Source organism: Klenkia sp. PcliD-1-E (assembly GCF_024124375.1).
Classification (GTDB): domain Bacteria; phylum Actinomycetota; class Actinomycetes; order Mycobacteriales; family Geodermatophilaceae; genus Klenkia.
In genome coordinates, this window is sequence record NZ_JAMXRZ010000005.1 from 60,652 (window position 1) to 73,364 (window position 12,713).

The following is a 12,713-nucleotide window of genomic DNA, read 5'->3' on the forward strand; positions in this document are numbered from 1 at the left end:
GATCAGTTCCCCTCTGCAGCGACACCGGCGCTGAAGCGCGCGACGGTGCGGTCGAGCACGGCCAGCGGCAGGGCGCCGTGGGCCAGGACGGCGCCGTGGAAGGCGCGCGGGTCGAAGCGGTCGCCGAGCTCGGCCTCGGTGCGGGCGCGCAGCCGGCCGATCTCCCGCCGTCCGACGGTGTAGGCCAGTGCCTGGCCGGGCCAGCAGACGTACCGGTCGACCTCGCTGACCACGTGCTCCCGGGTGGTCGCGGTGTGCGCCAGCATGAACTCGACCGCGTCGGAGCGGGACCAGCCCATCGCGTGCATGCCGGTGTCCACGACCAGCCGGCAGGCCCGCAGCGCGGCGAAGCTGAGCATCCCGAACAGCGCGGTGTCGGTCGAGTACAGGCCCATCTCCTCGGCGAGGGACTCCGCGTACAGGCCCCAGCCCTCGTTGAAGCTGCACGCCTCGACGTCGAGGTGCCGCCGGTAGCGGGGCAGGTCCAGGGTCTGCGCGCTGGCCAGCTGCAGGTGGTGGCCCGGCACCGATTCGTGGAAGGCCAGCGCCTCGTACTCGAACCGGAACCGCTCGGTGGGGTGGGTGGTGAGCAGGCAGTGCGCCCCCGGCCGCGAGCCGTCAGCAGCCGGGGGGCGGTAGTAGGCCATCGCCGATCCCTCGGCGTCGACGGGGTTGATCTCCTCCAGCACGCAGGGCGCGATGTCGTAGTGCGGGAACCAGTCCTCCTGCGCCGCCTGCGCCCGCTCCAGCGCGGCCTGGGCGACGGCGACGATCTGGTCGCTGGTCTCGAACCGCAGTGCGGGGTCGGTGCGCAGCCGGGACACGATCGCGGCGAAGTCGCTCTCCCCAAGCACCCGCTGCCCGACGTCGGTCCAGCGCGGGGCCAGCTCGGCGAGGGTGTCCAGGCCGATCCGGTGCACCTGCTCGGGCGTCAGGTCGGTGGTGGTGTGCCGGGCGACGGCGTCGACGTAGGCCTCGGCACCGCCGGGGACGTGCGAGATGCCGACCCGGTCGTCGGGCCGGGCCAGCGGCAGCAGCCCGCGCAGCGTCTCGGCCAGCGCCGCCATCGCCGGCCGGACCGAGTCGGCGACGACGTCGCGGTGGCCCTCGGTGGCGCCGCGGACGGGGGTGAGCAGCACGTCGTCGTCCAGGTCGGCGCGCAGGTGGCCCTCGAGCTGGCCGATCGCGTGCCGGACGCCGAGCTCGGTGGGCACCCGCCCCCGCCCGGCCTCCAGCTCGTACCGCTCGCCGAGGGCGGTGAGGAACCCGCCGATCCCGGCCAGCCGGGAGCGGTACCGGTCCAGGGAGTCGGCGTCGGTCACGGTCATCGCGGGGACGGCCTGGAAGACCAGGCCCTGTCGGCTGACGTAGCCCTTGGCCGAGGCGTTGGCCGCCCACAGCGCGTGGTGCGCGTCGCGGGAGGCGCCGTGCGCCAGGGCGGTGAGCACGCCGTGGTCGACCTGCTCGGCCTCGGACAGCCCGGCGGTGTCCATGCCGGAGAGCTCGGTGCCGATCGCGGCGAGGTCCGCTGCCGCGGCGTCGCTGGCCTCGACCGACGGGTCGCCGGCCAGGCCGTCGAAGTCGGGGATGCCGAGCAGGGTGGCGTTGTAGGGGTCGTAGGTGTGCTGGAGGCGGAAGTACCGCTCGCCCAGCTCGTCGAGCCTGGTCATGGGACTCCTCAGAAGAGCGAGTGGCCGCCGTCGATGGACAGCGTCTGGCCGCTGACCCACCCGGCGGCGGGGTCGGCGAAGAACAGCACCCCGCGGGCGATGTCGGCGGGGGTGCCGGTGGCACGGACGGCGATCTTCTCCAGCAGCGCCTGCTGGCCGGCCTCGCCGTAGGACTCCCACTGCGCCCGGGTGGTGGGGTTGGACAGCACGAAGCCGGGCGCGACGCCGTTGACGGTGATGCCGTGCGGGCCGAGCTCGTGCGCGAGCTGGCGGGTCAGCCCGATCTGGGCGGCCTTGGCCGAGGCGTAGGCCTGGATGCCGGTGAGGCTGACGCTGCGCCCGGCGCCGGAGGAGATGACCACGATGCGGCCGAACCGGCGTTCCTTCATGCCGCCGACGACGGCGCGGGTGCAGTTGAGCGTCGTCCGCAGGTTCGCGTCGTAGATCGCGTCCCAGGCCTCGTCGGTCAGGTCCTCCAGCGGGGTGTGCGTCTGCCCGACCACGCCGCCGGCGCAGTTGACCAGCACGTCGACCCGGCCGATACGGCTGACCAGGTCCTCGACCTCGGCGCGGACGGACAGGTCGACGGTGTCCCGGTCGGCGCGGTGCACGGTGGCCCCGGCGTCGGCGAGCGCGTCGGCGATGGCGGCGCCGATGCCCTGCCCGGTGCCGGTCACGAGCGCGGTGAGCCCCTTCATGCCGGGCCCACCCGGAACGCGCGGTGGATCTGCACGGACTGCTCCCAGTCCCGCATCCGGTCCAGACCGGCCTGCCCGACCCGCTGGAACACCCCCTCCACGACCGCCTCGACCAGCACCATCAGCGCGGCGAAGGAGTCGAAGGGCACGCCGTCGACCGCGACGGGCAGCACCACGTCGGCGTCGTCGGCGGCCGGGGACATCTCCTCGTCGGTGATGACCAGGACGGCGGCGCCCCGGCTGCGGGCCAGCGCCGCCACCTGCTGGGCGGGCAGCTCGTGCCGGCGCAGGTCGAACACGACGGCGACCGACCCGCGGCCCATCGCCAGGTAGCGGCCGATGTCGCGGCCCAGCGGCTCGGTGGCCAGCTCCACCGCGGGCACCAGCTGGTCCAGCTGCATGACCAGGATCTGCGCCATGTACCGGGAGAAGTAGCCGCCGCTGGCCACGATGCCGCCGGTGGCGGTGGCCAGCAGCTCCACCGCGGCGTCGAACTCGCTCGGCGGCACGGTGGCGCGCAGCCGGTCGACCAGGTCCAGCCGCTGGCCGACGGAGCGGTGGAACAGGGTGCCGTCGCCCTCGCCGGTGAGCCGCTCGCTGGCCCGGCTGACCGGGGAGTTGAGCTGCTGGCTGACCTCCTCGCGCAGCCGCTGCTGGAACTCCGGGTAGCTGCCCAGCCCGATCCGGGTGACCAGCCGCAGCACCGTCGGCGTCGAGGTGCCGGCGGTCTTGGCCAGCTGCGCGGCGCTGGCCAGGCCGGCGCCGGGGTAGTCGGCCAGCAGCGTGCGGGCCACCTTCTTCTCCGCCGGGGACAGCTCGTCCATCCGGGCGAACACCTCGTCGCGCAGCGCGGTCACGTGTGGGTCACCACCTGGGTGCCGTCGGAGTAGGCGGCGAACATCGCCGGGCTGTTGTGGCCGACGACGATCCGCCCGTCCCCGTCGACCGCGATCAGCCCGCCGATCGCCCCGCGGGGGTCCAGCTCGGCGGCGACGGTGTCGGCGACGGCCTGCTCCAGCGGGGTGCCGAGGTAGCGCACCCGGGAGGCCAAGTCGTGCGCGACGACCCCCTGGATGAACGCCTCGCCGTGCCCGGTGCAGGAGATCGCCGCGACGCCGTCCCGGGCGTAGGTGCCCGCCCCCACGACCGGGGTGTCCCCGACCCGTCCCTCGGTCTGGTCGACCATGCCGCCGGTCGAGGTGGCGGCGGCGATCCGGCCGTGCACGTCGCGCGCGACGGCACCGACCGTGCCGTGCCGGGACCCCTGCAGCACCCCGTCCTGCACGTTGCGCAGCTGCTGCTGGCGGGCGGGGGTGAGGAAGTAGTCCCGCTCGACGGTGGTCAGCCCCCAGTCCTCCAGCACGGCGCGCGGCGGGGCGACCAGCAGGACGGCGGCGCTGTGCTCCATGACGTGCCGGGCGGCGTGCACCGGGTTGCGGGCATGCAGGCAGGCCGCGACCGCACCGGCCCGGCCGTCACCGGTCATCACGCTGGCGTCGAGCTCGGCGGTGCCGGCGGCGGTGAGCGCCGCGCCCCGGCCGGCGTTGAACAGCGGGTCGTCCTCGAGCGCCTCGACGGTGGCGCAGACCGCGTCCAGCGCGCTGCCGCCGGCGGCCAGCACGTCGGAACCGGCCCGGTAGGCGGTGCGCAGCCCGGCGGAGTAGTCGGCCGCGGCCTCCAGGGAGAGCTCCTCGACCCGGCCGCCGGCGCCGCCGTGCAGCACCAGCGACCAGCCGCCCGCGGTGGGCGGCGCGGTGAACAGCTGCGTCGTCACCGGCCACCGGCCTGGCGGGTGATGTAGTTCGTGGCCACGAAGGAGGTGAAGACCTCCAGCAGGTCGTCACCGCTGATCGAGATGGTCCGCTCCGACACCCGCTCGACGCCGCGCACCCAGGTGGCGACCTCGGCCATGTCGCCGGTCTGCACGTCCAGCTCCAGGGTGGCCGGCCGGGTGATGCCCGGCGTGGCGACCGACCCGGCGGCGACCCGGCGCATGGCCTCCTCGGCGCCCTCGCGGATCAGCCGGCAGCTCTCGGTGGGGTGCAGGTTGTCCGCGGCGAAGCGGGTGATGGAGGTCTTGGTCTGCACGTTCACCGCGCCCTGCGCGAACGGCTCGGTCTCGGCCCAGGTGACCGCGTCGCCGGAGACGAAGGCGATGGGCACGCCGTGGTGCTCGGCGACGAGGGCGTTGATGCCGCTCTCCCCCACCGGGGTGCCGTTGACCCGGGCGCCGGCGTACACCTCGGGGTTGTAGGTGTGGCTCAGCGAAGACGGCGCCCCGGAGATCGAGCCGTGGTAGCCGACCAGGAAGACCGCGTCGACGGTCTCGTCCAGGCCCTGCACCATGTAGCGCGGCTTGTGCCGGCCCCCGATGTAGCGGGCGCCGCCGGCGACGGCCCGGGGGTCGAGGTTGGCCATGGTGCCGTGGCTGTCGTTGAGCAGGACCTCGGTGGCCCCGCCGGCCAGCGCGCCCTCGATGGCGGCGTTGACCTCGGCGAGCATGAGCTGGCAGCCCAGCTCGTAGCGGGCGCCGCCGCTGGGCCGGCACTGGTCCCAGTCGACGATGCCGGCCACCCCCTCCATGTCGAAGGAGATCCAGGTCTTCATCGCTGCGGCTCCAGTGGCTCGGGTGCGTGTTCGGGCTCGGGGAGGGGGAGGGTGGCGAGCTGGTCGGCGTGCAGGCAGGCGCTCTCGCGCGCCGGCCCCACCTCCAGCAGCGGGGGGTCGGTGGCCCGGCACTCGTCGGTGGCCAGCGGGCAGCGCGGGTGGAACCGGCAGCCGGCCGGGACGTCGTAGGGGCTGGGCGGTTCGCCGTCCAGCTCGAAGTCGTCGTTGACGCTGCCGGCGGTCATCCGCGGGATGGAGTCGATGAGCGCGCGGGTGTAGGGGTGCCGGGGCGAGGCGAACAGCTCGGCGGTGGGCGCGACCTCGACGACCCGGCCCAGGTACATGACCGCGACCCGGTCGGCCAGGTGCTGCACGACGGCGAGGTTGTGCGCGATGAACAGCACCGACAGGCCGAGCTCGGCGCGCAGCCGGGCGATGAGGTCGAGCACCGTGGCCTGCACCGACACGTCCAGCGCCGACACCGGCTCGTCGGCGACCAGCACGTCGGGCCGGACGGCGAGCGCGCGGGCGATGGCCAGCCGCTGCCGCTGGCCGCCGGAGAACTGGCTGGGGTAGGCGTCCAGGACGTCGGCCTCCAGACCCACCAGGTTGACCAGCCGCTCGCAATCCGCGCGCACCTCGGCCCGGGGCACGACGTCGTGCAGCCGCAGCAGCTCGGCCAGCACCGCACCCACGGTCAGCCGCGGGTTGAGCGAGCTGTAGGGGTCCTGGAAGACCATCTGCACCCGGCGGGCGGCGGCCTTGCCCCGGCCGGTGGGCTCGACGGTGCCGGTGGTCGGGCTGGTGCTGCCGACCAGGATCTTGGCCAGCGTCGACTTCCCCGACCCGGACTCCCCCACCAGGGCGAGCACCTCGCCGCGGCGCAGCTCGAGGTCCACGCCGTCCACCGCGGTGAGGGTCGCGGCGCGCCGCCGGGTGAGCCGGGCGAGCCACGACGTCCCGGTGGCGTAGGTCTTCGTGACCCCGGTCAGCTGCACGGCGGTCTCGCTCACAGCTCATCCCCCAGCCGGTCGGTCTCGAAGCAGGCGGCCAGCCGGCCGGGCGCGACGGTGGCCAGCGGCGGCATCGCCGTCCGGCAGGTGTCGACGACGTAGCCGCAGCGCGGGGCGAACGGGCAGCCCGGTCCGCGGTCGGCGACGTTGGGCGGGAAGCCCGGGATGGGCACCAGCTCGCGGTCGGGCCGGTCGAAGTCGGGTGCGCTCTCCAGCAGGCCGCGGGTGTAGGGGTGCTTCGGGGTGGTGAACAGCTCCGCGACCGGCCCGGACTCCACGACGTGCCCGGCGTACATGACGTCCACGGCCGAGCAGGTCTGGTTGACCACCGCGAGGTCGTGGGTGACGAAGACCAGGGCGGTGCCGGTGTCCTCGCAGAGGCGCTCCAGCAGCTTGAGCACCTGCAGCTGCACGGTGACGTCGAGGGCGGTGGTGGGCTCGTCGCACAGCAGCAGCCGGGGCCCGCAGGAGACCGCCATCGCGATCATGATCCGCTGGCGGAGGCCGCCGGAGAGCTCGTGCGGGTAGGCCCGCGCCCGGCGGGCGGGGTCGGGGATGCCGGTGCGGGCCATCATCTGCACCGCCAGGTCCGCGGCCTCGGCCTTGCCCAGCCCGAGGTGCCGGCGGGGGCCCTCGGCGATCTGGTCGCCGACCCGCATGACCGGGTTGAGCGCGGTCATCGGCTCCTGGAAGACCATCGCGATCTCCGGGCCCATGAGGGCGCGCCGCCGCCGGGCGGGCATGGTCAGCAGGTCGGTGCCGCCGTACTCCACGGCCCCGCCGGTCACCCGCACGCCGCGGGGCAGCAGCCCGGCGATCGCGCGCAGGGTCAGCGACTTCCCCGAGCCAGACTCCCCGACGATGCCGGTGCGCTCGCCCGCGGCGACGTCGAAGGAGACGCCGTCCACGATGGTCGCGCCCGACGTCCCGACCGACAGGTCGTGGACCCGCAGCAGCGGCACGGTCTCGTCGAGGCCGGCCCGGAACGGGGCGGGCTGGGTGCTCACGGTGCTCACTTCCGGCGCTCCGGGGACAGCTGGTCGGACAGGCCGTCGCCCAGCAGCGACAGGCCCAGGCTGGTGACGACGACGGCGAGGCCGGGGATGGTGGCCTGCAGGAACTGGGTGGTGATGAACTCCTGGCCGTCGAGGATCATCGAGCCCCACTCGGCGGTCGGCGGGGCGATCCCCAGGCCCAGGTAGCCGAGGGTGACGATGGCCATGATGTCCATGACGATGTCGCTGCAGGCGTAGATCAGGGCCTGGGAGAGCACGTTCGGCGCGATGTGCTTGACGAGGATCCGGCCGTGCGACATGCCGCCCAACCGCGCCGCCGTCACGTAGTCCTGCTTCTTCGCGACCAGCAGCTCCCCGCGCATGATCTTGGCGTAGGCGACCCAGGAGACCGCGGCGATGGCCAGGTAGATGCTGCTCTCGCCGGCGCCCAGGACGAAGACCAGCACGATGACCAGCACGTAGAACGGGAAGGCGAAGAACACGTCGACCACGCGCATGACCACGGTGTCGAACCAGCCGCCGAAGTAGCCGGCCAGCGCGCCGACGACGGTGCCGACGACGAACGGGATGAGCACCGCGAGGAAGCCGATCCGCAGGTCGACCCGGGCGCCCCAGATGAGCCGGGACAGCACGTCGCGGCCGTACTTGTCGGTGCCCAGCCAGTGCTCGGCGCCGGGCCCCTGCAGCGCGTTGGGCAGGTCCTGCTTGATCGGGTCGTAGGGCGCCAGCAGCGGGGCGAACACCGCGACCGCCACGAGCAGGCCGACGACGACCAGCCCCACGACGAGGGTGCCGTTGCGGTACCAGGGCTTGAGCGTCCGCGACCGCGCCGGGCGGACCGGGTCGGGGGCGGCGTCGGCGGCCTGGCTGGCCAGGACGGCGGGGGGTGCCGGGGTGGTGGTCATGCCCGCTCCTTGGTGGCGAGGTCCACGCGGGGGTCGATGGCGGTGTAGACGACGTCGGTGACGATGCCGACGACCACCACGAACAGGGCGACGACGAGCGCGACGGCCTGGATGGTCGGTAAGTCCCGGGCGAAGATCGCGTTCACCATCAGCGACCCGAGCCCGGGGACGGCGAAGACCTTCTCGATGACCAGCGAGCCGCCGACCAGGTAACCGAGGCTGACGCCGATGATCGACACGGTCGGGATGGCGGCGTTGCGCAGCACGTGCCGGCGGAACAACGTCGTCCCCGCGGCGCCCTTGCTGCGCGCGGTGGCGACGTGGTCCGAGCCCAGCACGCCGATCGTGGAGGCCCGCAGGCTGCGGATCGTCGTCGGCGACATGGCGATCGCCAGCGTCAGGGCCGGCAGGAACAGGTAGTAGAGGTGCTCGCCGGGGGTCTGCCCGTACCCGCCGACCGGGAAGGCCTGCGCCTTCACGCCCAGCAGCAGGATGAGCATGATGCCGACCCAGAACTGCGGCATGCCCTGCCCGAGCAGGGTGAACACGCGGACGGCGGCGTCGCGGACCCGGCCGGGCGCGCTGGCGGCGAGCGCGGCCAGCGGCACGCTGATCACCAGGGAGAGCACCAGCGCGTAGGCCAGCAGCGACAGCGTCACCGGGACGGCGTCGCCGATGAGCTCGACGACCGGCCGCTGGTAGGTGATGGACTGCCCGAGGTCGAGCTGCACCAGGTTGCCGAGGAACCGGAAGTACTGGTCCCACAGCGGCTGGTCCAGGCCGAGCTGGCTGTTCAGCGCCGCGACCCGCTCGGGGGTGGCGGTCTGGCCCAGCAGCGCCAGCGCCGGGTTGCCCGGCAGCAGGTGGACCATGAAGAAGACGACGATCGTCACCCCGAAGACCACGGGGATCGCCTGGAGCAGCCGTCCGGGGACGAATCGGAGCCGGTCGAGCACGTGCCCACCTCCTCGGTGCGCTGTGGGTGGAGGGCCCCGGGGGCGGCGCGGAGCCGCCCCCGGGGTCGGGCTCACTGCGTCTTGTAGACGTCCTCCAGGTGGTAGTTGCCGAGGGGCGTCACCTGGAAGCCCTGCACCGCGTCGGTCATGGCGTAGGCGTAGGGCGAGTAGTAGAGGTAGGCGAGGAAGGCGCTGTCGCCGGCCTGCTGCTGGATCTGGGTGTACAGGTCCTGGCGGGCGTCGGTGTCCAGCTCCTGCTGGGCCTGCTTGTTCAGGTCGATCACCGTGGGGTCGTCCCAGTAGGTGAAGGCCGAGTGCGAGCCGCCGTCCGGGTCCACCGCGAAGGAGGTCCACTCGTCGGGGTCCGGGATGTCCATGGTCCAGGCGGAGATGGTCATGTCGAAGTCCGAGGCGAGGCGGGCCTGCTTGTTGGCGGTCGGGTCCAGCTGGCGGATCTGCATGTCGATGCCGAGCTCGGCGAGCTGGGTCTGCATGATCTGCGCGATCGAGGCCTGGTTGGGGTCACCGGAGGCGATCAGCAGGCTGGTGGAGAAGCCCTCGGGGACGCTGGACTGAGCCATCTCCTGCTTGGCCTGGTCCAGGTCGAAGGTGGGGCCCTGCACGTCGGCGTCGTAGTACGGCGTGCCGGGGCTCAGCAGGGAGTTCGCCGGCTGGCCGTTGCCGTAGAGCACCGCGCTGACCATGGACTCCCGGTCCAGGGCGTAGGCGATGGCGCGGCGGACGTGCACGTCCTGGAAGGGCTGCACCTGCTGGTTGAAGGCGATGTAGTCCATCCGGGTCGACGGGAACGCCGTCGCGGTGACGCCGGGGGTGGATGACAGCGACTGGAAGCTGGACCAGTCCGGGGTGTCGTCGATGTCGATCTGGCCGCCCTGCAGCTGCAGCTTGCGGGTGTTGGCGTCGGGGACGACGGTCCAGGTCACGCTGTCCAGGTAGGGCGCGTGGCCGTTGCGGCCGCCCCAGTAGTCGGGGTTGGCGTCCAGCTTGAGGTACTGGCCGCGCTGCCACTCGTCCCACACGAACGGACCGGTGCCGACCGGGGCCTCGTAGAACTGCTCGGCGGTCTGCCCGCCGTAGTTGGCCGGGATGATGCCGTTGGCGAACAGCGAGAGGTCGGCCAGCAGCGGCGCCCAGGGGTACTTGAGCTGGATGGAGACGGTGGAGTCGTCGACCACGCTGACCGAGTCGATGGCGGCGTTGATGAAGCCCCAGCCGTCGCCGCCGGTGGCGGTGTTCTCGTCGAGGGAGAACTTCACGTCCTCGGCGGTGACCGGGTCGCCGTTGCTGAAGTCGACGCCCTCGCGCAGGTCGATGGTGTAGGTCAGCTGGTCGTCGCTGACGGAGTAGTCGCTGGCCAGCCAGGGCTCGACGTCGGTGCCGTCGTCGCTGACGGTGAACAGCGGCTCCATGATCTGCTCCATCACGTAGATGGAGTTGTTGTCGAACGTGGTCGTCTTGTCCATCGAGATGGCGTCGGCGGCGCGGGCGATGGTGAGGTCCCCGCCCTGGACGGGGTCACCTCCGCCGCCACCGGCGCTGCTGCTGCTGGAGCCGCCGCCGCAGGCGGCGAGGGCCACCGCGGACGCGGCCAGGACGGCGGCGTACCGGGTGCGGGATGTGCGTGTCATCGACGGTCCTCGTCGGGTCGCCCGCACCGGGTGCGGGGAGGGTGGGGGGCCGCGAGCAGAGCGCGCGGAGGGCGTGCGGGGACGAGCTGCCGGCCCCCGGCGGGGCGGTCGAGGGGTCTCCTCGGGGGTCGCCCGTCCGGGTGAGGCGAACGTAGCGTTCATTACAGCGACAGCCAAGAGGCTCCTTCTCGTTACGTTTGTAACTTCTTAATGACGACAACCGTGGTGCCTGGCTGAACGCGCGTCTAGCGTGCTGGACATGCGTTCAGCCGACGCCGACCGGACCGCCCGGGCCCGCATCAGGGACGCCGCGGTCGCGCGGTTCGCCTCGGACGGGTTCGGCGCGTCCGTCCGCACCATCGCCGCCGACGCCGGGGTCTCCCCCGGGCTGCTCGGCCACCACTACGGCTCCAAGGACGGCCTGCGCACGGCCTGCGACCAGTACGTGCTCGACCGGCTGCACGACACCGAGACGGGCGCGCTGGCCGGGGGTCCGGCGGCGATGCTGGCCACGCTCGGCCAGGTCGAGGAGTTCGCCCCGCTGGTGGGCTACCTGCTGCAGACCTTCGTCGCCGGCGGCCCGCTGGCCACCACCGTCCTGGGCCGGATGACCGCCGACGCCGAGCGCGGCCTGGCCGAGGCGGTCGAGGCCGGCACGGTCAAGCCCAGCCGCGACCCCGCCGCCCGCGCGGCCCACCTGGTGGACGTCGGGATCGGCACGCTGCTGGCCTTCACCCGCCGGCACCCCCCGGTGGACGGCGACCTGCGGCCGGTGCTGCGCGCCTACGCCGACGCCCGCACCCTGCCCGCGCTGGAGCTGTACACGCACGGCCTGCTCGCCGACTCGGCGGTGCTGGACGGCTGGCTGGCGGGGGCCGGGTCGTGAGCGCCCCGGTCGTGGAGGTCGCCGGCCTGCGCAAGGCCTTCGGCCCGGTCACCGCACTCGACGGCCTGGACCTGGTGGTGCAGCCGGGCACCGTCGCCGGCTTCCTCGGCCCCAACGGTGCCGGCAAGTCGACCACGCTGCGGGTGCTGCTGGGGCTGCTGCGCGCCGACGACGGCACCGTGCGGCTGCTGGGCGGCGACCCGTGGGCCGACGCGGTCACCCTGCACCGCCGGGTCGCCCACGTCCCCGGCGACGTCGCGCTCTGGCCCCGGCTGACCGGCGGGGAGACCATGGACCTGCTGGCCCGGCTGCGCGGGACGCCGTCCCCGCGGCGGGACGAGCTGGTCGAGCGCTTCGAGCTCGACCCCACCCGCCGGGTCGGCACCTACTCCACCGGCAACCGGCAGAAGGTCGCCCTGGTCGCCGCGCTCTCGGCCGACGTCGACCTGCTGCTGCTCGACGAGCCCACCCGCGGTCTCGACCCGCTGATGGAGGAGGTCTTCCGGCAGTGCGTCCGGGAGGCCCGGGACGCCGGCCGGGCGGTGCTGCTGTCCAGCCACCTGCTCGACGAGGTCGAGGCCCTGTGCGACACGGTGACGATCGTGCGGGCCGGGCGCACCGTGGAGTCGGGTTCGCTGGAGGACCTGCGGCACCTCACCGCGCTCACCGTCACCGCCCGGCTGACCGGTGACCCGCAGGTGCTGGCCGGCCTGCCCGGTGTCGCCGACCTCGCCGTGGACGGCGGCCGGGTCACCTTCGGGCTCGACCGGGCCCGGCTGGACGACGTCCTGCCCCGGCTGGCCGCCCTGGGTCTGACCGACCTGGCCGTGGCGCCGCCGTCGCTGGAGCAGCTGTTCCTGCGGCACTACACCGGGGACGCCGGGTGACCGGGGTGCTGCTGCGCGCGGCGCTGACCCAGGACCGGCGCCGGGTGCAGGTCTGGGTCTCCGCGCTGACCGCGGTCACCGTCTACGCCGTCGTCGCGCTGCACCTGGTCTACCCGACCGCCGCCGACCGGGACGCCCGCGCGGCCGCGGTGCGCACCCCGGCCGGCGTCCTGCTGTCCGGGCCCGGCTACGGCGTGGGTGGGGACTACACGCTCGCCGCGATGGTCGCGAACGAGCTGCTGCTGTCGGTGCTGGTGGCGACCGCGCTCATGGCGGTGCTGCTGGTCGTGCGGCACACCCGCGGCGCCGAGGACGCCGGCACGACCGACCTGGTGCGCGCCGGCGCGGTCGGCCGCGGCGCACCGCTGCTGGCCGGGGTGCTGGTGGGCGTGGTCGCCTCGGCCGCCGTCGGCGCCGGGGTCGCGG

13 protein-coding genes are annotated in these 12,713 nt (G+C 73.7%); 3 read left to right on the plus strand and 10 right to left on the minus strand.

Features of this window, described 5'->3' with window-relative positions:
• Positions 1-2: 2 nt before the first annotated feature.
• From NH342_RS02465 to NH342_RS02510, 10 genes are all read right to left on the minus strand, one after another.
• A complete protein-coding gene (locus tag NH342_RS02465) occupies positions 3-1,670 on the minus strand; it encodes a DUF885 family protein (RefSeq protein WP_253010914.1) in 1,668 nt (555 codons plus the stop codon).
• Between the two features lie 8 nt (positions 1,671-1,678).
• Positions 1,679-2,368 (minus strand): SDR family NAD(P)-dependent oxidoreductase, encoded by a 690-nt coding sequence (locus NH342_RS02470; protein WP_253010916.1) that lies wholly within the window; start codon positions 2,366-2,368, stop codon positions 1,679-1,681.
• Complete coding sequence (locus tag NH342_RS02475; RefSeq protein WP_253010918.1) at positions 2,365-3,225, minus strand: MurR/RpiR family transcriptional regulator; 861 nt, start codon at positions 3,223-3,225, stop codon at positions 2,365-2,367. Before NH342_RS02475 ends, NH342_RS02470 begins: the two co-directional genes overlap by 4 nt.
• The gene (locus NH342_RS02480) at positions 3,222-4,142 is read right to left on the minus strand and encodes an isoaspartyl peptidase/L-asparaginase family protein (RefSeq protein ID WP_253010920.1); all 921 of its coding nucleotides are present in this window, start codon (positions 4,140-4,142) and stop codon (positions 3,222-3,224) included. Before NH342_RS02480 ends, NH342_RS02475 begins: the two co-directional genes overlap by 4 nt.
• Positions 4,139-4,975, minus strand: coding sequence for a M55 family metallopeptidase (locus tag NH342_RS02485; RefSeq protein WP_253010922.1), 837 nt, complete (start codon positions 4,973-4,975; stop codon positions 4,139-4,141). Before NH342_RS02485 ends, NH342_RS02480 begins: the two co-directional genes overlap by 4 nt.
• The gene (locus NH342_RS02490; protein WP_253010924.1) at positions 4,972-5,988 is read right to left on the minus strand and encodes an ABC transporter ATP-binding protein; all 1,017 of its coding nucleotides are present in this window, start codon (positions 5,986-5,988) and stop codon (positions 4,972-4,974) included. The genes NH342_RS02485 and NH342_RS02490 overlap by 4 nt, the downstream gene beginning before the upstream one ends.
• Positions 5,985-6,995: an ABC transporter ATP-binding protein gene (locus NH342_RS02495; protein WP_253010926.1), complete on the minus strand. Its 1,011-nt coding sequence runs from the start codon at positions 6,993-6,995 to the stop codon at positions 5,985-5,987. Before NH342_RS02495 ends, NH342_RS02490 begins: the two co-directional genes overlap by 4 nt.
• A 5-nt stretch (positions 6,996-7,000) precedes the next feature.
• On the minus strand, positions 7,001-7,909 hold the full coding sequence (locus NH342_RS02500; RefSeq protein ID WP_253010928.1) for an ABC transporter permease: 909 nt from the start codon (positions 7,907-7,909) through the stop codon (positions 7,001-7,003).
• On the minus strand, positions 7,906-8,865 hold the full coding sequence (locus tag NH342_RS02505; RefSeq protein WP_253010930.1) for an ABC transporter permease: 960 nt from the start codon (positions 8,863-8,865) through the stop codon (positions 7,906-7,908). The genes NH342_RS02500 and NH342_RS02505 overlap by 4 nt, the downstream gene beginning before the upstream one ends.
• A gap of 71 nt (positions 8,866-8,936) precedes the next feature.
• Positions 8,937-10,514, minus strand: a complete 1,578-nt coding sequence (locus tag NH342_RS02510; RefSeq protein ID WP_253010932.1) for an ABC transporter substrate-binding protein — start codon at positions 10,512-10,514, stop codon at positions 8,937-8,939.
• 259 nt (positions 10,515-10,773) lie between these two features.
• On the opposite strand from NH342_RS02510, the gene NH342_RS02515 reads away from it, so the two are divergent.
• The 3 genes from NH342_RS02515 to NH342_RS02525 all read left to right on the plus strand — a co-directional run.
• Positions 10,774-11,400, plus strand: a complete 627-nt coding sequence (locus NH342_RS02515) for a TetR/AcrR family transcriptional regulator (protein ID WP_253010934.1) — start codon at positions 10,774-10,776, stop codon at positions 11,398-11,400.
• The gene (locus NH342_RS02520; RefSeq protein ID WP_253010936.1) at positions 11,397-12,287 is read left to right on the plus strand and encodes an ATP-binding cassette domain-containing protein; all 891 of its coding nucleotides are present in this window, start codon (positions 11,397-11,399) and stop codon (positions 12,285-12,287) included. The genes NH342_RS02515 and NH342_RS02520 overlap by 4 nt, the downstream gene beginning before the upstream one ends.
• A partial coding sequence (locus tag NH342_RS02525) for a hypothetical protein (RefSeq protein ID WP_253010938.1) occupies positions 12,284-12,713 on the plus strand: 430 nt, incomplete at its 3' end. The genes NH342_RS02520 and NH342_RS02525, both read left to right, overlap by 4 nt.

Bases quoted from the DNA above. Each gene is read 5' to 3' on its own strand.
- NH342_RS02465 (WP_253010914.1), bottom strand. From the start codon at position 1,670: ATGACCAGGCTCGACGAGCTGGGCGAGCGGTACTTCCGCCTCCAGCAC.
- NH342_RS02515 (WP_253010934.1), top strand. From the start codon at position 10,774: ATGCGTTCAGCCGACGCCGACCGGACCGCCCGGGCCCGCATCAGGGAC.
- NH342_RS02510 (WP_253010932.1), bottom strand. From the start codon at position 10,514: ATGACACGCACATCCCGCACCCGGTACGCCGCCGTCCTGGCCGCGTCC.
- NH342_RS02500 (WP_253010928.1), bottom strand. From the start codon at position 7,909: ATGACCACCACCCCGGCACCCCCCGCCGTCCTGGCCAGCCAGGCCGCC.
- NH342_RS02485 (WP_253010922.1), bottom strand. From the start codon at position 4,975: ATGAAGACCTGGATCTCCTTCGACATGGAGGGGGTGGCCGGCATCGTC.
- NH342_RS02470 (WP_253010916.1), bottom strand. From the start codon at position 2,368: ATGAAGGGGCTCACCGCGCTCGTGACCGGCACCGGGCAGGGCATCGGC.